Raw genomic sequence first — 24,226 nt, 5'->3', positions numbered from 1 at the left:
CTTGGCCGCCGCGCAGTCTTGTGGACCACTCCGGAAGCCTTTAAGCTCAACCGACCAATGGACTTGATGGACCACTAGGTGGACCACGACATTCGAGTTGAGTCACTCCTCGCAGCGCTTTTCCTCAATGAAGAGAGGGCAATCGATGGATCGACGCAGATTCCTGTCCGGTGCGGCGACAACGGCCGGCGCGGCTGTGGTGGGCACGGTGCTAGGCACGTCACCGGCCTCGGCGGGGGTCCCGGACACGCCGAGGCAACCGGATGCGTTCGGTGCCACCGGAGCGGATTTCCCGAAGGTCGGCGGGAACCTCGCCAACCAGAACCACTCACCGCTCAAGCAGATCAACCGCCGCACCCTCGACCGGCTCGGCGGCGCCTGGCACGTGAACCTCGAGGGCGGCGACACCTCCCGCGCGCAGCAGAGCACGATCGTCGCGCAGGACGGCGTGCTCTACGTCCAGACCACCCAGCAGAACGTGTTCGCCGTCGACGGAAAGACCGGCGCCATCCGGTGGAAGTCGAACGTCGGCTCCGAGACCACCAACATGCGCGGCGTCGCGCTCGGCCAGGGCAAGGTCTTCTCGACCTCGGGCGCGAACATCGTATATGCCCTACACCAGAAAACGGGCGCGGTGGTATGGAAGCGCGAGCTGCTGACCGAAGACCCGACCCAGGGCACTCCGGAGGAATGCGACCCAGCCAACGGGCAGTGCGGCGGCGCGACCGGGACGCTCGCGGGCGCCATCGTCTACTGGGACGGGCTCATCTACGTCGGAATGCAGGGCAGCACCGCCGGCGCGCGCGGTCGCGCGTACGCCCTCGACGCCGCGACCGGGAAGATCGCCTGGACGTTCTGGTCCGTGCCGGGCCCCGGCGAGTTCGGCAACGACACCTGGGAAGGCGAAAGCTGGAAGACCGGCGGAGCCGTGCCGTGGATCCACCCCGCCGTCGACCCCGACCTCGGGCTCGTCTACTGGACCTTCGGCAACCCCTACCCGCGCACCAACGGATCCACCCGCGGCGGCGACAACCTCTTCGCCAACTCGCTCGTGGCCATCGACGCCAAGACGGGCAAGCGGCGCTGGCACTTCCAGTCGGTGCACCACGACATCTGGGACTACGACAACGTGATGGCGCCGGTGCTGATCGACCTGCGCATCGACGGGAAACTGCGCAAGGTCGTCGTCTACGGCTCCAAAGTCGGGATGTACTACATCCTCGACCGCACCAACGGAAAGCCCGTGCAAGGCGTCGAAGAGCGCCCCGTGCCGCAGGACCCGCGGCACAAGACCTCGCCGACCCAGCCGTTCCCGAAGGGCGACCCGTTCGTCCCCCAGGAACCCCGGCTCGACAACTCGACCCGGCCGGTGCCGTTCTATCCCAACGGCGGGCTCTTCGCGACGCACTGGGACCGTGCCACCATCATCTTCCCGGGCGCGGGCGGCGGCGCCGACTGGTCGCACGTCTCGTTCAACCCCGCTACCGGCTACGTCTACGTCGGCTACGGACTCGTCAACTCCGCTTACTCCAACACCACCGGCGGCCGGGTCAACACCGCCCGCCCCTACGGCGAGTACTTCGCGGGCGGCCTCGCGGCGATCGACCCCCGCACGAACAAACTGGTGTGGAGCAAGGACAGCGAGTGGTCGCTGGCGCACGGCAACGGCATCCTCACCACCGCGGGCGGCGTGATGTTCCAGGGCGGCCCCGACGGCGTGCTGCTCGGCATGGACGACACCGACGCCAGGGAACTGTGGCGATTCCAATGTGGAGCGGGCGTGCACACCAGCCCCGTCACCTACGAAATCGACGGGCAGCAGTACCTCGCCGTGTTCGCCGGCGGCAACGGCCTGCCCTACCCCGACATCCCGAAAGGTGACCACCTGTGGGCGTTCAAGCTCGGCGGGCGGGTCGCCCCCGCCGCCGCGCCCACTCCCCCGTCCAAGCGCAACCAGATCCGCACGGCGGCGGTCACCGCCGCGGCGGCCGGCTACACCGTCACGCTCGGCCGGATCTGGGACGCCGGCGCGGGCACGCCGGGAGCACAGGAGAACACGGTGGCGCAAAACGCGATGTCACCGCAGAACCTGACCGTCCCGGTCGGCACCGAGATCACCTTCGTCAACCCGGTGGGCAATGCCACCGCACACGGTGCGGTCTCGTTCTTCGAGTACGAGTTCGACAGCGGGACCCTCATGCCTGGCCAGTCCTTCAAGCACACGTTCGCGAAGAAGGGCGAGTACTTCTACAACGACCCGATCTACCCGCAGAACACCGGCAAGATCGTCGTGACCTGATCGTTCCGCCGCGGTCTCCCGGGAACACCTCAGTTCTCCGGGAGACCGCACCATCGATCGGAAGGAACCGGACCGTGCCCGACGGCGAATGGGACCACGAGGTCGACCTGCTCGTCCTCGGCTCCGGCGCGGCCGGGCTGAGTGCGGCGGTGGTCGGCGCCGAGGAAGGGCTTTCCGTCCTGGTGCTGGAAAAGACCGAGTGGCTGGGCGGCACCACCGCCCGTTCCGCCGGCACGGCCTGGATTCCGGGGCACCGCTTCCAGGACGATCCCGCCGCCGACACCGCCGCCGCGGCGACCTACCTGGACGCGCTGGTCGGCGACCGCGCCGCACGCGAGCTGCGGGAAACGTATCTCGCGCACGGGCCCGCCGCGATCGACCACTTGGACCGGATCGGCGTGCGGTTCCGGCACTCCAGGACCGTCGTCGACTACCACCCCGAAATCGCCGGATCGGGAATCGGCCGCGCGCTCGAACCACACTCGTTCGACGGACGGCGTCTCGGCAAGCGCGCCTTCGCCCGCGTCCGCCGCCCGATCCCCGAGTTCGCGCTCTTCCGCGGCACGCTCATGGTCCGCCGCCCCGAAGTCGATCAACTCCTCGGCATCTTCGACGGCTCGATGCGGGGCACGGCCCTCGCGCTGCGCCTCGGGTTCCGGTGGGCGGCGGACCTGCTCCGCTACCCCCGCGGCACCCGGTTGGTCATGGGCAACGCCCTCGTCGCGAGCCTGTACCACCAGCTACTGCGGCGCTCCGGCGACGTCTGGTTCACCGCCCGCACCAGCGACCTCGTCACCGACGACGCCGGCCGCGTCGTCGGAGCGGCCGTCCTGCATCGCGGCCGGACGACCCGGATCACCGCCCGCCGCGGAGTCGTCCTGGCCGGCGGTGGGTTCTCCGCCGGCCAGGAACTCCGAGCCGAACACCTGCCGCGGCCGACCCCGCAGTTCACCCCCGCCGCCGAGGGCGCCACCGGCGACACCTTCGCCCTCGCCCGGGCCGTCGGCGGCGTCCTCGGCGAATCCCACGACGACAACGCCCTGTGGTTTCCCAGCTCCCTCGGCCGTCGCCACGACGGTTCGACCGTGGTGTTCCCGCACATCTGGGACCGGGCCAAACCCGGCGTCCTCGCCGTCAACGCCGCCGGCCGCAGGTTCGTCGACGAATCCGTGTCCTACCACCGCTTCACCCGCGCGATGTACGACTCGCACAAGTCCGTGCCGAGCATCCCGGCCTGGCTCGTGCTCGACTCCCGGGCCCTCTCCCGGTACGGGCTCGGCATGATCCGGCCGCATCTGCCCAAGGCGGTGCTCAGGCGGTACGCCAGGGCCGGCTACCTGCGCACCGCCGACACGGTCCGGGATCTCGCCGCCACGATCGGCGTCGACCCCGACGGCCTCGAGCGCACCGTCGCGGCCGCCAACCGGCACGCCCGAACCGGCGTCGACGACGAGTTCGGCAAGGGCCGGAGCCCCTTCGGGCACCAGCTCGGCGACCCCGGCCACGCACCCAACGTCAACCTCGGTCCTGTCGCGGTGGCCCCGTTCCACGCGATCGAGGTGGTCCCCACCCCCTTGGCCACGGCGCTGGGACTGCGGACCGATCCCGATGCCCGGGTCCTCGACCGTCACGGGGATCCGATCCCGGGCCTCTACGCCTGCGGCAACGACGCGGACTCGGTCATGGCGTCGGAATACCCCGGCGCGGGTTGCCAGGTGGGCGCGGGCCTGATCTTCGGTTGTCTCGCTGCCCGCCATGCCGCGAGGTAGCCGCCCTTCACCGACGACCTGCTGCCGGGCGCGGTCACGCACGCGGCCGCGCGGGCCCGGTCGACTCCCGGATCTTCAAGTGCGACGGGAGCGAGAACCGGGGCGCACGCACGGTGATTTCCGGCTGCGTCACCAGGATCTCCACGGCTTTGCGGCCGGCCTCGTCGAGGGGGCCCGTGAGCGTGGTGAGCGGCGGAGCGCAGAAGTCGGCGCCGAAGATGTCGTCGAAGCCGACCACGCTGATGTCGCCGGGCACGGTGAGGCCACGGTCGCCGAACCGCCGCAATGCCCCGATCGCGAGCAGGTCGTTGTGGGCGATCACCGCAGTGGCGGCGGTTCCGATGGCCGCGTCGGCAGCCGCGGGCCCGCCCGCCATCGACGGCGGGAACGGGCCGAGGCGCGTCGCCGCGATGCCGAGCGACTTCGCGGCGTCCCGGATGACGGCCCAGCGCTGGGCCCCGGACCACGATTCCCGCGGCCCGCTGAGGAACACGAGCGCGCGGTGCCCGAGCGAGTGCAAGTGCTCGACGATCTGCCGCGGGCCGTCGACGTGGTCGGTGACGACGCTCGTGACGTCCTCGGTCTGACGGTTGATCAGCACCAGCGGTTTCGTGGCCGCGTAGGCGCGCAACTCCGCCGGCGGCAGCCGGCTCGCGGCGAGGATCAGCCCGTCGACGGACGCGTGAATCCGGTCCACCACCGTCCGTTCGGTCTGCGGAGACTGCTGCGTATCGCCCAGCAGCAACGTGAACCCCGCCGTCGAGGCCTGCCGTTCCGCTCCGCGCACCAGGGCGAAGAAGTGCGGGTTGGTGATGTCGGAGACGACCAGCCCGAGCGTCGAGGTCCGGCCCGACTCCAACGCCCGCGCCACGGGGTTCGGGCGATACCCGAGTTCCGCCGCGACCCGCAGCACGTGTTCGCGCGTGCCGGCGTTCACGCGTCCGGGTTTGGTGAACGCCCGCGACACCGTCGAGGGCGCGACCCCGGCGGCGCGGGCGACGTCGGTCAGCGTCGCCGGCCGGGGACGGCTCCCGACGCCGGTGGGCTCGGTCGGCTCTCGCACGGTCATCGGAAGGGCTCCTGTCTGTTCCAGGCGCCACCGTAGCCACGGTTGGCAAAATCTGGCAAACGCTTGCCGCACTCGAACGGGCCTCTTACGTTCCCAAGGCAACGGACCGCGGAAACCGTGCAGGACAACCGAAGCACCCACAGAGAGGAGCCCCGCGATGGTCGACGACGCCCCGGGGGCCACTGCACCCCCGCTGTTCGAGCGCACCCCGAAGAAGGCCGCGGTCGCCGCCTGGATCGGCAGTGCGCTGGAGTACTACGACTTCTTCGTCTACGCCTCCGCCGCCGCCCTCGTCTTTCCCCATGTGTTCTTCCCCCAAGGCAACACGACCGCCGCTGTGCTGGCTTCACTCGCGACCTTCGGCGTCGGATACCTCGCCCGGCCCGTCGGCTCGTTCTTCATGGGGCACCTCGGCGATCGCCTGGGGCGCAAGAAGGTGATGGTCGCGAGCCTGCTGCTGATGGGGACCTCGACGTTCCTCGTCGGCTGCCTGCCCGGTTACGGACAGATCGGCGTCGCCGCACCCGCACTGCTGGTGCTGCTCCGGCTGCTGCAGGGCTTCTCGGCGTCCGGCGAGCAGGCCGGCGCGAACTCCATGTCCTTCGAGCACGCACCCGACGACCGCCGCGCCTTCGTCACCAGCTGGACGCTCGGCGGCTCGCAGGCCGGTCAGGTCGTGGCGAGCGCGGTGTTCATCCCGCTGGCCGCGGGCCTCGACGACGCCGCGCTGTACTCGTGGGGCTGGCGCATCCCGTTTCTCGTGTCCGCCGTGATGGTCGTGCTGGGCTTCCTGATCCGGCGACGGCTCGACGAAACCCCGTTGTTCACCGAAGAAGTCGAGCGCGGCGACGTGCGCCGGCTGCCGGTGGCCGAGCTGTTCCGCCACCACAGCCGGCAGGTCGTGCGGGTGTTCTTCGCCGCTCTCATCGCCAACATCGGCACCATCTTCGCGGTCTTCGCGCTCGCGTTCGCCACGGACGACGTGTACGGGATCGGCATGTCGAAGACCGTCCTGCTCTGGGTCACCGCGGGCGGCAACGCACTCGCCGTCGTCACTGTGCCGCTGCTCGCGCTGGTGTCGGACCGGCACGGCCGCAAGCCGATGTTCGTCGGCGGCATCGCGGGCTGCGCGGTGCTGACGGCAGCGTTCCTGTGGTCGATCTCCACGGCCGACGTCGCCCTGGTCGCCGTGACCGGCGTCCTGCTGCTCGGTGTTGCGTTCTCCGCGACCCTCGCGGTGTGGCCGGCCACGTACGCCGAGATGTTCCCCACCGGCGTCCGGCTGTCGGGCATGGCGATCGGCACCCAGTTCGGCTTCGCGACCGCCGGCCTCACGCCCCTGATCACCGCGAGCATCGCCGGGCACGCACCGTCCGGGTGGATACCCGTGTCGATCTACACCTGTGTGATCTGCCTGGTGTCGGCGATCGCGGTGCTCGTGGGCAAGGAGACCTACCGGATCCCGACCGCGCAGCTCGGCGCGCGGCGCACAACCGCCACGGCCGTCCCGGCCGAGCGGTGACGGGTACAGAAGGAGTGAGCGTGGAGAAAATCGCGATCGTGACCGGCGCCGGCGGCGGCCTGGGGTCGGTGATCGCACGAGAACTGGCAGCCGACGGGTACCGGCTCGTGCTGGCCGACCGCGACGCGGCCGCCGCGGAAGCCGCCGCGACGACTGTCGAGGGATCGCCCGTAGTGGTGCCCGCGGACCTCACCGACGCCGGTGAGGCGCAGCGGCTCGTCGACGAGGTGGCGCGGCGGTTCGGCCGCCTCGACGTGGTGGTCAACAGTGCCGGGATCGAACGCGTGCATCCCCTCGAGACCACTCCCGAACCGGACTGGGATGCGACGATGGACGTCAACGTCAAAGCCCCGATGCTGCTCTGCCGGGCCGCGGTCCCGCTCTGGTGTGAGCAGGGGTCCGGCAGCGTCGTGAACATCAGCTCCCGCGCGTGGCTCGGTGGTTCGGCCAACACGTCGTACGCGAGTTCGAAAGCCGCGCTGGTGGGCTTGACCGTGTCGATGGCCGTCGAGCTCGGCCCGCTCGGGGTACGGGCGAACGCGGTCGCGCCCAGTTTCGTCCGCACGCCCTTCAACCAGCAGCGCACCGACATCGCCGACCTGGACCGGATGATCGAGCGCTACACGGCGTTCACGCCGCTGCGCAGGCTCATCGAGCCGATCGACGTCGCGAACGCCGTGGTGTTCCTCGCGTCGGACCGCGCCCGCAACATCACCGGCGAGGTGCTCCACGTCTGCGCGGGCGCGCAGTTGCCGCCCATCCCCTGATGCCACCCAAGGAGAACCCCATGCACGTGCTCGTGCTCCAAGGCCCGAACCTCAACCGGCTCGGCAAGCGCGACCCCCGCTTCTACGGCACCCACCCGCTCACCGAGGTCACCTCGCAGATCGACACCCGGGCCGGCGAGCTCGGCGTGAAGGTCGACCACGTCCAAGCCAACTGCGAGGGCCGGCTCATCGACTGGCTACAGGAACACCAAGACGACGCCGACGCGATCATCTGCAACCCCGCCGGGCTCACGAACTACGGCCTGTCCTTGCGCGACGCCCTTTCCGACACCGGACTGGACCTCGCGATCGTGCACCTGTCCAACCCGCTCGGACGCGAACCCTGGCGACGCGAAGACGTCTTCGCCGAGATCGCGGACCTCTACCTTGCCGGCGCCGGCTGGCACGGCTACGTCATGGCGCTAGACGGCCTCCACGTTCGCGCGGCGGACCGGACGTGAGCCCCGCACTGGTGGCGAGCCACGTCACGCTCTCGGGCGCCGGGTTCACCGAACCGGCCCGCTTCTCCCTGGCCGATCGCTGCGCCGCCGCGGTCGGCGCCGGGTTCACCGGAATCGGCCTGAACACCAACGATCTCTCCACGAGCTCGGCGCTGGATCCGATCCGCCGGCACGGATTGGAACTCGTCGAGATCGAGTTCCTGTCCGGCTGGGCCCTCGGCACCGACCCGGCCGCGGTCGCCTCGACCGAACAACGCGCCTTCGCCCTCGCCGATCAGGTCGGCGCACGCCACCTCTCGGCCGGTGAATACCACCCGGGCCCCCTGGACTTCGCTCGCGCCGCCGCGGCCTTGCGCGAACGCTGCGCACGAGCCGCCGTCCACGGGCTGCGCATCGCCGTGGAGCCGTTCCCGTGGTCGGCCATCCGCGACGTGCCCACCGCGCTGCACCTGCTGGAACTCACCGACGCACCCAACGCAGGCCTCCTTCTGGACACCTGGCACTTCTTCACCGCCGGCGGCCGCATTCCGGACCTCGCGCGGATCCCCCCGGAGCTCATCGTCGCCGTCCAGCTCAACGACGGCCCCTCCACCGTCCCCGGCGACCTGCTCACCGTCTCCCGCAACACCCGACTGCTCCCCGGGGACGGCACGTTCGACCTCCGTTCGGTGATCCGCGCTCTCTCCGAGTCCGGGTACGACGGCGTCTACACCGCGGAGATCGGCAATCCCGCCTTCCGCACCTTGCCGGTCGAAGATGCGGCTCGCCTCGCGTACGGGAGGGTCGCGGAGCTGTTCGAATGATCACGGCACCTCGTCGCGAACCCTGACAGGACACTTTCCGGTTTCTACTGCTGATGCGGCCCACGCGGCGATTGGTATCCCGGCGGTGGCGGAAATCCCGGCTGCTGCTGAAATCCCGGCTGCTGCGGAAAGTCCTGTTGTCCCGGAACTCCCTGCGGCGGGTATCCCGGCGACGGCGCGAATTCGGGCTGCTGGCCGGAGGAAGTCCTCGCGCTCGCGGTCGTCGCGGCAGAGCGTGAAGATCTCCTCGAACTGGTCGACCACCATCACGGTGTCCGCTGAGCCGGTCAAAACCCGTTCGAGCTCCGCGAGCGGGTGCGCCCCGGGCGGGAACGACCGTGGCGCCAGCGGGCCGCGTTCCGCCAGCGCCGGGACGACGCCCGCGCGCAGCAACGACGTCTTGCCCGAGCCAGACGGGCCGAACACCGCCGTGAAGCGCCGCTCGCCGACCCTGCGGACCACTTCCGCGACGAGCGCTTCACGGCCGAAGAAACGATCGGAATCGCCCTCTCGGAACCCGCTCAACCCGACATACGGTGCGTCGGCGAGGTCGTCTCGACTCGATCCTTCTTCGGCGGCGAGAGCAGCCGCCAGCTTGTGCCAGCGCTCCTCCCACTGCGCGGGGTCACCACCGCACGCGCGGACATAAGCGAGCGTCACCTCGAAACTCGGCAGCCGCCGGCCACCGGCGGCGTCGGACAGGGTCGTCGAGGAGAAGCGCGCCTTCCTGGCCGGCTCCCGATACGGTGGGCGACCGGCTTCCTCCCTCAACCGGCGCAAGTCCGCGGCGAAATCCGACAGCTCGGACCCGTCCTCGTCCAACGGCCGCTCCGCACGAGGCATCCCCTGCTCCACCCCTCCCGACGAACCCGGCTGATGATCAGCAAAGTACCGGATCAGCGCCGGGCGAAAGCCGACACCGGCCGTGTCCCGGCGGGCGCGTCGAATCGGGCGGAGCTGCCGGCCACCACCTCTATCCGTCCACTATGGACAATATCTCGGCACGAACCGCGGTCAGCACAGCTTCCACAGCCGCTCGGGGTTGTCGATCTCCGACGGGACGTTCCCAGCACCATCTCGCCGCTCTTGACGACGTACGTGTAGTCCGACACGGCCAGGGATTGGCGCACGTTCTGCTCGACCAGCAACACCGACAGACCTTCGTCGACCAGGTTCCGCAGGACTCTCAGGACCTGTTCGACGATCACCGGGGCGAGTCCGACGGACGGCTCGTCGAGCAGCAGGAGCTTCGGCCGGCTGAGGTGCTCGCGAGATGCTCACCATCTGCCGCTGGCCGCCGGACAGCTTGCCCGCCGGTTCGTTCAGCCGGGTGGCCAGGGCGGGGAACTTCTCCAGCGTAGGAGCGAAGTCCTCATCGGACCGTGATTTCGTGCCGGAGGCCCAAAAACCCAGACGGAGGTTTCGCGCACGGACAACAGTGAGAACACGCCGACGCCTTGCGGCACCATGGCGATCCCGCGCCGCGCGAGGTCGGTCGGGCCGCTGCCTCGGCAGGGCTCGCCGTCCGGAGGTCGGCTCGTCGCTCCGCCTCGTCGTCGTTCAGCACCCACGGCATGCGTTTGGCCGGATCGCCGAAGCTCATGCAGCCCAGCGCGATGCGGCTGACCTTCAGCCCGGACGCTCCCAGACGGGTGTACTCCACGGTGTTGTGTCCTTTTCTTCGTGTGCGAGCCCTTGCGAGCTCTGAGGGATGGCAGCGAAACGTTCGAGGTCCCTGGTCTCACCCTTGTCCGTATCCGACGCGCGTGGCAGGGCGGGCCGTTCCGGGTAATGACAGGGCCCCCCAACGCCGGCGACCGGGCGGGGCGACCACCACCGCGGGCTTCCACTGCTGTCCGGCCAGACCTGGTCGGTCCGCCGGCCGATCCAGGACACGGATCAGCCGCCAGGCCCCGATGTCACGACAGCTCGCCTGCGGGGAGCGCGGCGAGCGCCTTCTCGATGGCGTCCACCACGTCGAGCGGGGTGTGACTGAGAGGATCGCGCAGCGAACGCCCCGGCGTCCAGCGCGTCGTGCGGCGGAACGCAGCGGCTCGATCGGGATCGATCGCGCTGATCGCCCCCAAAACGGCGTGGTAGGCCTCGACGTCGTCGACGATGGTGGCCAGGTCGCTGTCGAGCCCGAGTTCGGGGCGGGTTCGGCGTGGCCTGGGGTGGTGCTCGGTCCAGGTGTGAGTGCCACTGCCGACTTCGTGTTCCGCGCCGGAGGGCAACCTGATGAGGGCGCGGGTGTTGGCGGGCACCTCGATGTCGAACCGCACCACCTCGCCGTCCCGACGCCAGGCCGATGACGCGCGCCCGTACGGCGTCTCGTGCCAGGCCGACGCGTCGTCCAGGAAGTCGAGCGGGGTCGGCGCGACGCGGATACGCCGATACCCGGGCTCCAACGGTGCCAAGCCGGCGACGACGCGATGCAGCCAATCCGCGACGGCACCGAGCGCGTAGTGGTTGAAGGACGTCATCTGACCCGGGTTGATCGAGCCGTCCTCCAGCATGGAGTCCCACCGCTCCCAGATCGTGGTGGCACCCATGGTGACGGGATAAAGCCAGGACGGGCTCTCCGTTTGGGCGAGCAGACGTGCCGCGGTGTCCACGTGGCCGGTCACGGTCAACGCGTCGCAGATGATCGGGGTGCCCACGAAACCCGTCGCGATGTGGTAGCCGTACGCCCGCACGAGGTGGCGTAGCCGCTCTCCCATCGCGGCTTTCCGCTCGCCCTCCACGAGACCGAATGCGATCGCGACGGCGTAGGCCGTCGGCGCGTCGGACATCATGCGGCCCGCTGCCGTGGTGTAGGTGGCGCGGAACCCCTCGCCGACGCGCGAGGCCAGTTCGCTGTAGCGGCCTGCGTCCTCGGCGTTGCCCACGGCTTCGGCCGCCCGCGCGGTGAGCTCGGCCGAGCGGAAGTAGTAGGCCGTGGCGACCAGCCCGGGATCCGTCTTGGCGCGGCCAGGCTGGTCCGGTGGGGCGTCCGGGTCGAGCCAGTCGCCGAACTGGACACCGTTCTCCCACAAGGGACTTCCTCCGGTGCGCGCGGTGACCGTGTCCACCCAGGACTTCATGGCGTCGAAGGAGCCGGACAGCGCACCGTGGTCGCCGAAGCGTTCACCGAGGACGGTCGGCACCACGGTGATCGCGTCACCCCACGCGGCTACCGGTTCCAGCTGGCCCGGCACCTGGGGGATCACCGCGGGGACCACCATCGGGACCACGCCGCCGGCCGCCTTCTGCTCCAAGCGCACGTCCTCGAGCCAGGACTGCAGGAACGCGTTGCAATCGAAGAGGAACGATGCTGTCGGTGCGAAGACCTGGATGTCTCCGGTCCACCCGAGCCGCTCGTCTCGCTGGGGGCAGTCCGTCGGAATCGAGAGGAAGTTGCCGCGCATCCCCCACACGACATTCTCGTGGAGCCGGTTCAGCAGGGCGTGCGAGGTCGAGAAGCCACCGGTGCGCGGCATGTCCGTGTGGACCACCGAGGCGGAGATCGCGGACGGCGAGAATTCGCCCGGCCAGTCGTGGATCTCGACGTACCGGAACCCGTGGAATGTCCACTTCGGCTCCCACGTCTCCTCGCCACCGCCGCGGAGGGTGTACCGGTCGGTGGCGGCGGCGTTGCGGAGTGGCCGCGTTCCGAGCTCACCGTGCTCGAGCACTTCGGCGTGGCGCAGGGTGATGGTGTGTCCCCGAGGGCCGGTGACGGCGATCCTGACCCATCCGACCAGGTTCTGGCCGAAGTCGAGCACGGTGTTGCCGGCCGGCGTGGTGAGGACCTGCGCCACCTCCCTGCGCTCGATCACGCGCACGGGCGGGCTCGTCCGGGGCTCCGGCCGCACATCCGGAACGTCGACCAGCACCACCGGGCTCCAGGTGTCGTCCGCCCCGGGGCTCGCCCACTCCGGCTCGCGCAGCCGCGCGTCGTAGGTCTCGCCCTGGTAGATACTCGCCGCCACAACGGGTCCGAACGACCACCGCCAATTCTCGTCCGTGATCACCGTGTCGGCAGTGCCGTCTTCGTACTCGATCACCAGCTGAGCCGCCGCCGCCGGACTGCCTTCGTAGAACCGCCGCGCGCGATCGCGGAACCCGAACGCCTCGGTGTACCAGCCACCGGCCAGCTCGATCCCGACGGTGTTGGCCCCCTGCCGGAGGTGTGCGGTCACGTCGGTGACGTCGAACAGCAGCCGCCACTGGTAGCTCGTCCAGCCTGGTTTCAGCACCGCGTCGTCGACCGCGGCCCCGTTGAGGCGGACGTCGTAGGCTCCGAAGGCCGTCGCATAGAGGAAAGCCCGCCGGACCGGACCACGCACCTCGAACGTCGTTCGCAGCAGGTGTGGTTGGTCCGAGCCGGACCCGACGAACCGGGCACACCACTCGGAGGAACCGAGGAACCCCGCCGTCACCTCGGTCGGCGCACTCCACGGCGACACCGACCCGTCGGTTCCCCACACCCGCACTCGAACACCTGCGGTCTCGCGCTGCTGCAACGGCGCGAACGGCCACGCGATGAAGACCGATTCGTCACCCTCGATCCTCCCGACCGTGCGCGCCGTGCCGAGGGTGAGCTCAACCTCCGCGCTCGCCTGGACCCAGTTGTCCGTGCCGGCGACCGTCGTCCACGACAGCCGCGGGGACGCGGTCGCGACGAACGGTTCGGCGGACAAGCCGATGCGCGGAGCGTTGACAGTGACGGGAGCGTCACTCGTCATCAAAGAGCCTCCTTGGCGGTGAGCGTGCTGGTCTTGGACGGCGAAGCCGGCGCTGGGCCGGAACCGGTGCGCAACCGGCGGATGATGAGCGTTCCGACGAGGCCGGACACCAGCGCGAAGACAGCCAGCAGGTAGTACAGGCCGGCCGGGCTCCACGCGATCAGCGCGGGCGTGACGAGCGCGAAGGCCGCGGCGATGAATCGGGCGATCGCGATCGTGAAGCCCTGCACCGTCGCGCGGGCGTTGACCGGGAACGACTCCTGGGTCCAGATCTTGTAGAGCGCTTCGCCCACAAAGGGAAACGAAACGTTGTACAGCACCAAAGCGGCGATCATCGCCGGCAGCACGACGCCGCCGGTGAAGGCGATCAGGAGCTGGCAGGCGAGGAAGACCACCACGCCCGCGGCGAAGAACCGGCTGCGCCACTTCGTGTCCGCGATGCGGGTGAACACGATCGTGCCGACGAGGCCGACCAGCGTGGTGCCGAACGACAGTCCTGTCGCGACCGTCTGCGTCGTACCGCCGACGGTGACGAGGAAGTAGGTCTTGAACGACCCGAAGGTGTTGGCCACCAAGGTGAAGAACAGGTAGAAGAGCGCGGTCAGCGCGATCAGCAGGAGCGAAGTCCGGTTGCGCAGCAGGGCTTTGAGCGGCAAGGCCTTGTCGGGATCCATGCCGGCCGTGGTGTACCGGACCTGCGCCTCCTGCTCGAGCCGGCGGAAGGGCGGGTAGAACGAGCGGAACACGAACGTGGCCACTGCCAGCACGGCGAGGATGCCGAAGATCAGGCTGATGCCGGGCACACCCAGGCCGGACACGGCGAAGCCCAGCAGGGTCGCGATCACGACGCCGATCGTCCACATGACGTGGGTGAAGGCGATGAGACGGCCCTGCGTTCCTTCGGGAGCCCGCTCGGAGAGCACGGCGAGCGAGGTCGGCAGATCGGCGCCGGCCGCGATACCCAGGACGATCACGCCCGTCACGAGCACGGGTGCGCTGGGGGCCAGCGCCACGGTCACGGCCGCGGCCGCGTACAACAGGATCGTCAGCGAGAACATCCGGCCGCGACCCACGAGGTCGGCCAGGCGCCCACCGGCCAGTGAGCCGACGGCGATGAACAGCGTCAACGCCGAGCCGAGCACGCCGACGGTCCACACATCGAGCTCGAACGCCTTCTTCCACAGCGCCAGGCCCAAACCCACCGAGATGATCGCCCCGGAGTCCAGCAGCGACGCCATTCCCGCGGCGACCGCGAGCATCCAGTGTCTGCTTTGCAGCACGGCGGTTCCCGCGGCGGTGTTCTCGGCCATGAGGTCTCCTTCTTCGTCGAAGCAGCACGCCGGTGGTTATACGTTTTACCTTGGCGCGGGAGGCATCACACCACATGAGCTCTGGGTATCGTCAAGACTTGCGAGCGCGGGAGGTAAAACGATTCAATAACGCGAGTGCCAGGCGGCCAGCAGGCGGACATCACTGCGGGACGGTGGACGCCCGCACGACCAGCTCGGGTGAGAACTCGATCTGCGGCCGGGGCAGAGCGCCGGACGCGTTGCCGGCGGAGTTCAGCGCGTCGATCTCGGAGAAGAGCAAGTCAGCCGCGGCGGTCCCCAGCTCCCCTTGCGGAGTGCTGATCGTGGTCAGCGGCACGATCGTGGACCGGGCGAACTCGATGTCGTCATAGCCGACCACGGCGATGTCGGCCGGCACGCGGACGACCTTCGCCGCCACGAAGGCCTGCACGACGCCGATGGCCAGCAGGTCGTTGGCGCAGAACAACGCGTCGGGGCGTTCCGTGGCCGGGCGTCGCACGAGCGCCTCCGCACAGGCGATCCCGGCTTCGACCGAGCGCTCCGGCACCGGGATCACCTCGAGCGTGACACCGGGCGCCGCATGGACGGCGGACAGAGCGCCGTTGAGCCGGTCGGCGACCTGCTTGAGCTCGAGTGACGAGGAGACGAAGCCGATGCGCTTGCGTCCCTGCTCGATCAGGTGCGCGGCGGCCAGCCGGCCGCCCGCGACGTGGTCGATCGACACCGACGCCTGAGCCGGGGATTCTGCCCTGCGCGCGCTGAGCACGCTCGCGATGCCGATGGCGCGCATGCGGGCCAGCTCGGCCTCCACGTTGCCCACGGGGGCGATGATCACGCCGCTCACCTGCTGCTTCGCGAACAGCTGCAGGTAGCTGCGCTCGCGCTGCTCGGACCCGGTGTCGTTGGCCATCAGCATGTACATGCCCTCGGCCGACACCCGCTGCTCGATGGCGGCGGCGATCTCCGGGGTGGTAGCGCCGGCGAGCTCGAACGCGATGTAACCGATGACCGGGCTGACGCCGGTCCGCAGTGTGCGCGCGGCGTCATTGGGTACGAAGCCGAGCGCGTCGACCGCCTGCCGGATCCGCTGCCGCGTGCCCTCGGAGAGCTTCCGCGGCCGGTGGAAGTAGTTCGAGACCGAGGCCGGGGACACCCTTGCCAGCTCCGCGACGTCACGAATGGTGATCCTGTTCAGCCGACTGTTCCTCTCCCCGCACGAGCTTCAAGTCCATGTTAGTGCAGGTGCGGGTGATGCCGGCTCGCCCCGCACCACGCCGGCCGGACCGCGCGTGCGTCCGGATCCGGACAAATCCTTGCTCCTCATCCGGAGGGTCCTCAAGATTTCTCCTGTCCGCCCTCGCCAGGGCGCGGCTCGTTCGCATCGTCCCCACCGATCCCTCTGCTCAACGGGGAGAAAGAGGCAGTCGAATTGAAACGATTCACAAGAGTGAGAACGTCGTCGCTTTGCCGATGGGCCGCCGTCGGAGTCCTCGCCGCCGTCACCCCCGCGCTCGTCGCCACCCCTGGTCAGGCGTATGCGACCGGCTTCCACACCGAGGGTGCATCGAGCCTGAACACCTCCGCTTGGAAGTCCTACGTCCTCGGCCCGTCGACGCCTGACGTCCACCCGGTCCAGGCCGAGGGCCGCGGTGATGTCGCCCATCCGCAGTCCCTGCTGAAGTCGCACGGACCCGCGACGACGCTCACGACCAAGGCGGGGAGCGCGCCGGCGTCCATCCTGCTCGACTTCGGCAAGGAGGTCGGCGGGACGCCGTACCTCGATCTCACGAAGGTCACCGGCTCCCCCACCCTGACCCTGGTCACCTCCGAGGCGCGGCAGTACATCCGCACGCCTGCCGCGACGACCGTGTCCGCCGCGGCGGCCGGCGGGGCCACCCAGGTCACCCTGGCTTCAGCGGCAAACCTCGAGGTCGGCAACACGATCACCTTCACCGCGGCCGGTGGCAAGCCCGTCACCCGCACGATCACGGACTTCGACAGCACAGCCCGGACCGTGACCGTCAAACCCGCGCTGCCGACGGATCTGGTCGCGGGCGCCACCGCCTCCACGTCGCCGGGGGCACCGAGCTCCGACGAGTCCCGCGGCCTCGCCGGTGTCGGCGGTCCGGACACCTTCCAGCCCACCGGGGCGGGACGGCTCACGGGTGGTTTCCACGGTGGCTTCAGGTTCGCCCTGCTCACCGTCTCCTCCCCCGGCAGTGTCAGCCTCTCCTCCCTCGGCGTGAACTTCCAGGCGTTCCGCGCGACGCCCGCCGGCTACCAGGGCTGGTTCCTCTCCAGCGACGACCAGCTGAACCGCATGTGGTACTCCGGCGCGTACACGCTGCAGATGAACATGAAGGCGCCCGGGCTCAACAGCCTTCCCGACGCCCGCATCTACGACGGCGCCAAGCGCGACCGCAGCGTCTGGACCGGTGACCTGCTCGTCCAGATCCCCACGCTGCTGACGAGCCTCGGCACTGCCGGGGCGCCGTACGTGAAGTCGTCACTCGACACGCTGCTGGCCACGCAGCGCGCGGACGGCGCGTTCCCCGGCTCACCGGACTTCTCGAAGCGCACCTCGCCCGCGGGTTCGCCCCTGTTCTACTCGAACAACTACTCCGGGTACGGGGCTCGGGCGTTCATCGACTACTTCCGCTATACCGGGGACACGGCCTACATCGCCGCGGCGCTTCCCGCGCTGCGCAAGGAACTCGCCTACAACAACACGTTCCTCACGGCCGACAACCTCGTGGTCTCCAACGACCGCGACTACTGGCAGGCGAGCCAGACCGGCGAAGTCACCAAGTACAGCATCGACTACTACATCCTCCTCAGGGAAATGGCGTGGCTCGAGCGCTCCGCCGGTTCCGCCCTCGCCGATGCCGATGACGCGAAGGCGGACGCCATCAAGACCGCGGTCATGGGCAAGCTGTGGAACCCGACGCTGGGCGCGTATGGCCAGAGCAGCGCCAAGCCCGACGTCCTCGTCGAAGACGCCAACGCCCTGGCGCTGCAGTACGGCTTCGTTCCCGCGGGCAAGGAAGCGGGCGTCCTCGCCGCCATGAAGACACTGTGGACGCCGTACGGCGCAATCATGGGCCCCGGGCTTCAGGATCCGACCGGGCACACCATCGAGCCGTTCGCCAACGGGATGGAGACGGCCGGCCGGTTCGCCGCCGGTGACACCGCCGGCGCGCTGGACCTCATGCGCCGCACGTGGGGACCGATGATCGACAAGAAGAACCCCCTCTACACCGGCGCGTTCTGGGAGTTCAAGAACAGCGCCGGCGGCGTCAACCGCGCGACGGCCAGCCTCGCGCACGGATGGGCCGCGTCGCCGTCCGTGCAGCTGACCGAGCAGCTTCTCGGTGTGACCGCCGTGAGTGCCGGTTACCAGTCCTGGAGCATCGCCCCACGCCCCGGGACCGTTCGCTGGGCGAGCGGTGCCGTCCCGACCGCCTACGGGACCATCAAGACCGAGTGGACCTCCGACGCGAAGTCCGGCCGGTTCACGCTCACCGCGCAGACTCCCGCGCACACCACCGGAACCATCACGGTTCCGGTCGGCCGCAATTCGGTGATCACCGTCAACGGCCGCGCTGCCAAGGACTTCGGCTCCCGGGCGAAGACGTCCGGCGGCTACGTGGTCCTCACCGTGCCCGGTGGCACATACCAGATCACGGTGACGCAGCACTGATCAACCCTTCCCCATCGGGGCGGGCCGTTGCGGAGGAGAACCTCCACAACGGCCCGCCCCATGTCGAACCCACTGCACCAATGGAGGTGTGAAGTGTCGTTGTTCGCAAAACCACCGAGACGAACATCGTCTTTGCTGACCATCGGCGTGTCCGCGGTGACCGCAGCCGCGCTGGTGGCTCTCGCGCCCACCGGAACCGCCCAGACCGACCTGCGCAGTACGGCGCAAGTGGCCACCCAGCTGTTGCAGGGAACTGACAGCCTTCAGCCGCTGGCGGGCGGCCTCTCCCCCGCCCAGTTCGCTCACCCCGAAACGCGGTTCAAGCCGGCGATGCGGTGGTGGTGGCAGAAGCCGCTGGACGACGCCGAAGCCCTGCGAGAGCTGCAAGTGGTCGCCGACGCCGGGTTCGGCGAGGTCGAAATCGCGTTCTCCTCCGGAGCTTGGGCCACTGACGACCAGCGCGCGATCCTCGGCCACGTGCTGGACAAGGCAGCGCAGCTCGGCATCAAGGCGTCGATGACGATGGGCGCCGCGTGGCCGGTGCAGACCCCGGGCACCGGCGTGGGCAGTGGGTTCGCGTCGCAGGAGCTTCAGTACGGCCGGGCTCACGTCACCGGCGGGCAGAGCTTCTCCGGGCCGGTGCCTCCCGCGATCGACGCCGCCCAGCAGACTCAGCCCGCGCGGCTGGTCGCGGTCACCGCGGCTCGCGTGGTGACCGCCGGGCCCGACGTCACGACGCCCGGCCAGCCGCCGGCGAAGTCGACCGTGCTGGATCCCCAGTCCCTCACCGACCTCACCGCCCAGGTGAAGAACGGCGCCCTCACGTGGCAGGCCCCGGCTTCGGGTAACTGGGAGCTGTTCGCGTTCTGGTCGCGTGAGAACAAGGGGAACTACACCAACCCCTTCGACGCCGACGCCTCGCGAAAGGCGACGCAGGACCTCGACCAGATCCAGATCGGCAAGGACAACGCGCCGAAGCTGAAGAAGTCCGGTGCGGACCTGTTCGAGGACTCGCTCGAACTGCACGCGACCTCCATCTTCTGGACCCCGAAGATGGCGAGCGAATTCCGCGGCCGCCGCGGCTACGACATGGCCAAGTACCTGCCGCTGATGTTCGTGCAGGGCGAGTCGGACTTCCCAGTCCCGCCCAAGGAACCGACACCGGATTTCTCCCTCACCGACGGCTCGGCGAGCAAGGTCCGCCACGACTACTACGAGACGCTCACCGATCTGTACGTCGCCGATCACCTCAAGGTGTTCCAGGACTGGGCGAAGCAGTACGGCATGCAGTACAAGGCCCAGGCCGCGTATCTGCAGGACCTCGAACCGATCCGCAGCTTCCGCTCGTTGCAGAGCTTCGGGGGGAGGTCGGAGACCGAATCCCTCGACGCCGGTGAGAACCTGCCGATCTCGCCCGACGATCCCGCCTGGCGCAACTCGCTGGCGTTCCAGCAGACGATCGCGTCCGGTGTGCACCAGGGGGGCGGTGACCTGCTGAGCGTGGAGCTCGGCGCGTTCTTCAAACCGGCGTACAGCATGAACCTCGACGACTACCGGGACCTGATGGGCAAGGAGTGGGCCGCGGGCGTGTCCCAGCCGTTCATCCACGGCTTCGCCCTCCAGGCTCCCGACGCCGCGTGGCCGGGCACAACGCGCTTCAACGAATCCGTCACCGACAGCTGGAACGACAAGACCTTCCCCCAGTGGTCGAGCTGGTCGGCGTTGAACAGCTACTTCGCACGTGGCACCAGCGTTCTCGAGACCGGAACGGCGAAGACCGACGTCGCGGTCTACAGCGACTCCTTCCTGTCTCCGCGCGGGCACCAGTCTCCGTTCGACGCGCAGCGGCTCGAAGAACAGGGCTTCTCCGTCGAGTACCTCGACCCGCAAGGCCTGGCTCAGGATGCTCGGCCGGACCACGGTGAGCTGTTCGCCGGCACCAGCGGCTACCGCGCCCTGGTGATCGATCAGCGGTCGATCACCCGCGACGCGTCGGCCGCAATCCTGCGGGCCGCGAAGGCCGGCGTCCGCGTCGTGTTCGTGGGTGCTCTCCCCGACCACGACACGACGTACTCCACCGGCGCCAAGGGCGACGCGGAAGTCAAGAACAACGTGGCGGCGACGCTGAAGCTGCCGTCGGCGACCAAGGTGGCGACCCAGAACGACGTCGCCGGCGCGCTGAAGCGGCTCAATCTCGCCCCGCGGGTCGCCTCCGGTGGCACTCAGATCCTGTCGCAGTGGCGGGAAGTCAAGGGCGGCGCGTACGTCTACCTCTACAACCCGTCCGACCACCCGGTGACGTTCAGCCCGTCCTTCGGTGTCCAGGGTGTCCCGGCGGAGATGAGCCTCTGGGACGGGTCGATCTCGCCGATCGCCCAGTACGCCAGCGGCGGCGGGCGCACGACGGTTCCGCTGACCTTGCAGGGCGGACGGAGCGAGGTCGTCGCGATCAACACGAACGCCAAGCCGGCGGTCCACGTCACGGGAAACCAGCCCGAGGACGGGTACTTCCTGGTCAGCAACGGAAAGATCGTCTTCCGGGCGACGGAATCCGGCGGTCAGACCTTCCAGCTGTCCAACGGCCGCAAGACCGACCTCAACGCCGAAGTCCGCACGGACGACGACCGGCCGCTGCCCGGGATTCCGTCCAGCCGTCCGTCCACCATCGATCAGTGGACCCCGTGGTCGCTGACGGTCAAGACGCAGACCCCGACCGGCGGCGCGACCGTGTCGATCCCGAACGGGCTGGGTGATTCGCAGTTCCAGCAGTTCCGGCTCAAGGACTGGCGCGACATCACGCAGCTGAATGGTGAATCCGGCGTCGGGACCTACACCGCGAACACCACCCTGCCCGACGGGTGGCACACGAACGCCGCCGAAGGCGTGCAGCTGAACCTCGGCCACGTCGACGGAACCGCCGACATCACGGTCAACGGCAAGCTCGTCGGCACGCAGATCACCGACGGCCGGAAGTGGGACATCACCCGCTGGCTGCACCCCGGCACCAACACCATCCAGATCGCGGTGCACACGACGCTGCGCAATGCGGTGTCGAAGTACAACCAGAAGTCGACGGCCAGCCAGCCTTATGGGCTTCGCGGGCCGGTGACACTCACGCCCTACCAGGATTACGTCGTGTACAACGGCAAGTAGCCCACGAAACAGAAGCGGTGCCGAGGAAGTTCCTCGGCACCGCTTCTGTTTGCTCGGACGGTCAGGACACCGTGATGCGGCCGCGGAGCGGGAGGTCCGCCGACGAGGTGCCCACGCCGACGCTGTAATTGCCCGGAACCACGGTCCACCCGGTGCTCGGGCTCAGCCAGACCGCGAGTTCGTCGCGCGGGACGTCGAGCGTCACGGTCGTGCTCTGGCCCGGCTTGAGGGTGACCTTGCCGAACGCCTTGAGCTGCTGCGCCGGCTCTTGCGCCGCGTCGGGTGCCGCGACGTAGAGCTGGACGACCTCCGAACCGGCCCGCCGGCCGGTGTTGGTGACCGTCGCCTGGGCCCGGAGTCCGCCCCCGGTGCGGGAAAGACGCAGGTTGCCCAGGCGGAAGGTGGTGTAGGACAGGCCGAAGCCGAAGGGGAAGAGGGGCTTCTCGCCGGAGTGCTGGTACCAGCGGTAGCCGATCGCCAGGCCTTCGTCGTAGTACACCTGGACACCGTCACCAGGAAACTCGACAGTCGTCTTGGCGGGCCCCTGCTGATCGGAGGCCGGGAACGTCTCCGGCAGGCGACCACCCGGCTCTTCGTCGCCGAACAGCATGGCAGCCAGCGCGTTGCCCTGCTCCTGGCCGGCGTACCAGTTCGCGATGACGCCCTTGACGCTGCCCAGCCACGGCATCAGGACCGCGCCGGAGGTGTTGAGCACGACCACAGTGTTCGGGTTCGCCTTCGCGACCGCGGCCACGAGCTCGTTCTGGTCCGCGGGCAGGGCGAGCGTCGAGCGGTCCATGCCCTCGCTGGTCAGGTCGGCGAGCACCACCACCGCCACCTCGGCCGCGCGGGCGGCGTCGGCCGCCGCCTGGTGGAGCTTGTCGTAGCCGGCCTGGGAGCCGAGTACCAGCGACGTGCGCGGCGCGCGGCCCCCGGCGGGAGCGGCCGACACGTAGGTGACCTCGAGGGTGTGGCTCCCCGCTGTCAGGGTGACCAGGCCGTTCTGGACGGCTTCGCGGCCGGGCAGTGCGGTGAGCACCTTCTTGCCGTCGATGCTCAGCGTGGTCACCCCGCCGACGCTGAGGCTGAAGCGGTAACCCCCGGCTTCGGCGGCGTTGAAGGTGCCGGTGTACCGCGCGGACCAGCCGTCCGTCTGAGCCGCGACCGCCGCCGGAGTCGCGGTGACGTTCAGGGCGGCGATGGTCTCGGTTCCCAGCGGGTCACCGGTCAGGTCGGTGGACGTGTAGTACGTGGCCTTGAGACCGGAGCCGAACGCCGCCGCGGGCACGGTCGGCAGCGCGGCGATGCCGAGAGTGCCCTGCGCGTAGGTGACCGGGATGGACCCGGCCCGCGCGCGAATCCCGGCCAACGGCGTCACGACCGTGCCGTTCGGGTTGACGCTGCCGGAGCCGCCGCCGTGGGTCTGCGCGCCGGCGTCGGCGGCGTTGCCGATGACCGCGATGCTGCGGGGCCGGGCCAGCGGCAGCACACCGTTGTTCTTCAGCAGCACGCTGCCTTCGACGCCGATGCGCCGCGCCAGCGTGAGGTGCGCCGGCGTGGAGACCACGGTGTCGACGACGGTCGCCGGGTCCGGCAACGGGTGGTCGAACAACCCGACGCGGATCATCGCCGTGAGGACCTGAGTCACCATGGTGTCGAGCTGCGCCTCGCTGACGCTGCCGTTCTGCACGGCGGCCTTGAGCGCGTCGCCGAGGTAGGTGCCGCCGGGCATTTCCGTGTCCGAGCCGGCCTTGGCGGTCTGGACCGTGCTGTGTGTGCCGCCCCAGTCCGACATGACCATGCCGTCGAAGCCCCACGCGTCGCGCAACGCGTCCTGGACGTTGATCCGGTTCTCGTGGGCCCAGGTGCCGTTGACCTTGTTGTACGACGTCATGACGGCGCCGACCTGGCCCTGCTGCACGGCGGCCCGGAACCCCGGGTAGTAGATCTCCTGCAGCGCGCGAGCCGACACGACCACGTCGATCGAGTTGCGCAGGATCTCCTGGTTGTTGGCGGCGAAGTGCTTCACCGTCGAGATGACGTGGTTGGTCTGGATGCCGCGGATGGTGGCGGCCGCCAGCTGCCCGTTCAGAAAGGGGTCTTCGGTGTAGGTCTCGAACGAGCGCCCCCAGTGCGGCAGGCGGAGGATGTTGATGCACGGTGCCAGCGCGATGTTGTGCCCTTTGGCCGCCTGCTCGGCGCCGTAGGCCTTCCCGTAGTCGGTCGCGGTGGCGGGGTTCCAGGTGGCGGCCAGGGCCTTGGAGTCCGGCCACTGAGTGACGCCGGTGGACCCGTTCCCGACGCCGCTCGGCCCGTCCGCCAGCCGCAGCGCCGGGATGCCGAGCCGGTCGTTGGCGGGGATGTGACCGGTGAAGCCCTTCGTGGCCGGAATCCCATGACAGTAGGCGATCTTCTCGTCGAGGGTCATCTTGGACACGAGCTGCCGGGCCTTCTTCACGGCCGCCTGCGCCTGTGCCGACGGGGGCGGGGGCGTCGTGAGGGGGCCGGCTGGGAGTGCGGCCGCGGGGTCGGCCGCCGCCAGACCGGCGGGGGTCACCGCCACGACACCGGCGGCGGCGACCCCCGCTCCGGACCACTTCAGCATCGAACGACGGGTGACGTCCATCGATTGTCTCCTTCGGGGTG

At 69.5% G+C, this 24,226-nt stretch carries 15 protein-coding genes; 8 read left to right on the top strand and 7 right to left on the bottom strand.

Annotation, left to right across the window (positions count from 1 at the left end):
- The first annotated feature begins 145 nt into the window (after positions 1–145).
- Both QRX50_RS28855 and QRX50_RS28850 read left to right on the top strand, forming a co-directional pair.
- Complete coding sequence (locus QRX50_RS28855; protein ID WP_285966287.1) at positions 146–2,299, top strand: outer membrane protein assembly factor BamB family protein; 2,154 nt, start codon at positions 146–148, stop codon at positions 2,297–2,299.
- Between the two features lie 74 nt (positions 2,300–2,373).
- A complete protein-coding gene (locus QRX50_RS28850) occupies positions 2,374–4,068 on the top strand; it encodes an FAD-dependent oxidoreductase (RefSeq protein ID WP_285966286.1) in 1,695 nt (564 codons plus the stop codon).
- A 34-nt stretch (positions 4,069–4,102) separates the two neighbouring features.
- On the opposite strand, the gene QRX50_RS28845 is transcribed toward QRX50_RS28850, so the two are convergent.
- On the bottom strand, positions 4,103–5,137 hold the full coding sequence (locus QRX50_RS28845; protein WP_285966285.1) for a LacI family DNA-binding transcriptional regulator: 1,035 nt from the start codon (positions 5,135–5,137) through the stop codon (positions 4,103–4,105).
- Positions 5,138–5,294: 157 nt separating this feature from the next.
- Between QRX50_RS28845 and QRX50_RS28840 the strand changes: the two genes are divergently transcribed.
- The 4 genes from QRX50_RS28840 to QRX50_RS28825 are packed head-to-tail and all read left to right on the top strand — an operon-like array spanning position 5,295 to position 8,690.
- On the top strand, positions 5,295–6,659 hold the full coding sequence (locus QRX50_RS28840) for an MFS transporter (RefSeq protein WP_285966284.1): 1,365 nt from the start codon (positions 5,295–5,297) through the stop codon (positions 6,657–6,659).
- A gap of 20 nt (positions 6,660–6,679) precedes the next feature.
- On the top strand, positions 6,680–7,426 hold the full coding sequence (locus QRX50_RS28835; protein ID WP_285966283.1) for an SDR family NAD(P)-dependent oxidoreductase: 747 nt from the start codon (positions 6,680–6,682) through the stop codon (positions 7,424–7,426).
- A 20-nt stretch (positions 7,427–7,446) separates the two neighbouring features.
- Positions 7,447–7,887: a type II 3-dehydroquinate dehydratase gene (locus tag QRX50_RS28830; RefSeq protein WP_285966282.1), complete on the top strand. Its 441-nt coding sequence runs from the start codon at positions 7,447–7,449 to the stop codon at positions 7,885–7,887.
- Positions 7,884–8,690 (top strand): sugar phosphate isomerase/epimerase family protein, encoded by an 807-nt coding sequence (locus tag QRX50_RS28825; protein WP_285966281.1) that lies wholly within the window; start codon positions 7,884–7,886, stop codon positions 8,688–8,690. The genes QRX50_RS28830 and QRX50_RS28825 overlap by 4 nt, the downstream gene beginning before the upstream one ends.
- Here QRX50_RS28825 and QRX50_RS28820 read toward each other — a convergent pair whose 3' ends face one another.
- The 5 genes from QRX50_RS28820 to QRX50_RS28800 form a co-directional block, all read right to left on the bottom strand.
- Positions 8,691–9,533, bottom strand: coding sequence for an nSTAND1 domain-containing NTPase (locus tag QRX50_RS28820; protein ID WP_285966280.1), 843 nt, complete (start codon positions 9,531–9,533; stop codon positions 8,691–8,693).
- 53 nt (positions 9,534–9,586) lie between these two features.
- Positions 9,587–9,898 (bottom strand): P-loop NTPase family protein, encoded by a 312-nt coding sequence (locus QRX50_RS28815; RefSeq protein WP_285966279.1) that lies wholly within the window; start codon positions 9,896–9,898, stop codon positions 9,587–9,589.
- A gap of 711 nt (positions 9,899–10,609) precedes the next feature.
- Complete coding sequence (locus QRX50_RS28810) at positions 10,610–13,417, bottom strand: alpha-L-rhamnosidase (RefSeq protein ID WP_285966278.1); 2,808 nt, start codon at positions 13,415–13,417, stop codon at positions 10,610–10,612.
- Positions 13,417–14,727 carry an MFS transporter gene (locus tag QRX50_RS28805; protein ID WP_285966277.1) on the bottom strand — a complete coding sequence of 437 codons (1,311 nt, stop codon included), beginning with the start codon at positions 14,725–14,727 and terminating at the stop codon, positions 13,417–13,419. Before QRX50_RS28805 ends, QRX50_RS28810 begins: the two co-directional genes overlap by 1 nt.
- Before the next feature lie 160 nt (positions 14,728–14,887).
- Positions 14,888–15,880 (bottom strand): LacI family DNA-binding transcriptional regulator, encoded by a 993-nt coding sequence (locus QRX50_RS28800; protein WP_285966276.1) that lies wholly within the window; start codon positions 15,878–15,880, stop codon positions 14,888–14,890.
- Between the two features lie 294 nt (positions 15,881–16,174).
- Between QRX50_RS28800 and QRX50_RS28795 the strand changes: the two genes are divergently transcribed.
- Positions 16,175–18,427: an alpha-L-rhamnosidase C-terminal domain-containing protein gene (locus QRX50_RS28795; RefSeq protein WP_285966275.1), complete on the top strand. Its 2,253-nt coding sequence runs from the start codon at positions 16,175–16,177 to the stop codon at positions 18,425–18,427.
- 147 nt (positions 18,428–18,574) lie between these two features.
- Positions 18,575–21,580, top strand: a complete 3,006-nt coding sequence (locus tag QRX50_RS28790) for a glycosyl hydrolase (RefSeq protein ID WP_285966274.1) — start codon at positions 18,575–18,577, stop codon at positions 21,578–21,580.
- A 61-nt stretch (positions 21,581–21,641) separates the two neighbouring features.
- Here the strand turns inward: QRX50_RS28790 and QRX50_RS28785 are convergent, their stop codons facing one another.
- Positions 21,642–24,206 (bottom strand): glycoside hydrolase family 3 C-terminal domain-containing protein, encoded by a 2,565-nt coding sequence (locus QRX50_RS28785; RefSeq protein WP_285966273.1) that lies wholly within the window; start codon positions 24,204–24,206, stop codon positions 21,642–21,644.
- Positions 24,207–24,226 lie beyond the last annotated feature (20 nt).

Origin of the sequence: Amycolatopsis sp. 2-15 (assembly GCF_030285625.1) — a bacterium.
GTDB classification, from domain to species: Bacteria; Actinomycetota; Actinomycetes; order Mycobacteriales; family Pseudonocardiaceae; genus Amycolatopsis; species Amycolatopsis carbonis.
Note: the sequence above shows the minus strand (reverse complement) of the source record. Positions and strands in the feature narration are given on the sequence as shown.

What these genes read in the sequence shown, in the direction of transcription:
- QRX50_RS28855 (WP_285966287.1), top strand. Translation starts at nt 146, where the DNA reads ATGGATCGACGCAGATTCCTGTCCGGTGCGGCGACAACGGCCGGCGCG.
- QRX50_RS28845 (WP_285966285.1), bottom strand. Translation starts at nt 5,137, where the DNA reads ATGACCGTGCGAGAGCCGACCGAGCCCACCGGCGTCGGGAGCCGTCCC.
- QRX50_RS28840 (WP_285966284.1), top strand. Translation starts at nt 5,295, where the DNA reads ATGGTCGACGACGCCCCGGGGGCCACTGCACCCCCGCTGTTCGAGCGC.
- QRX50_RS28830 (WP_285966282.1), top strand. Translation starts at nt 7,447, where the DNA reads ATGCACGTGCTCGTGCTCCAAGGCCCGAACCTCAACCGGCTCGGCAAG.
- QRX50_RS28820 (WP_285966280.1), bottom strand. Translation starts at nt 9,533, where the DNA reads ATGCCTCGTGCGGAGCGGCCGTTGGACGAGGACGGGTCCGAGCTGTCG.
- QRX50_RS28810 (WP_285966278.1), bottom strand. Translation starts at nt 13,417, where the DNA reads ATGACGAGTGACGCTCCCGTCACTGTCAACGCTCCGCGCATCGGCTTG.
- QRX50_RS28805 (WP_285966277.1), bottom strand. Translation starts at nt 14,727, where the DNA reads ATGGCCGAGAACACCGCCGCGGGAACCGCCGTGCTGCAAAGCAGACAC.
- QRX50_RS28785 (WP_285966273.1), bottom strand. Translation starts at nt 24,206, where the DNA reads ATGGACGTCACCCGTCGTTCGATGCTGAAGTGGTCCGGAGCGGGGGTC.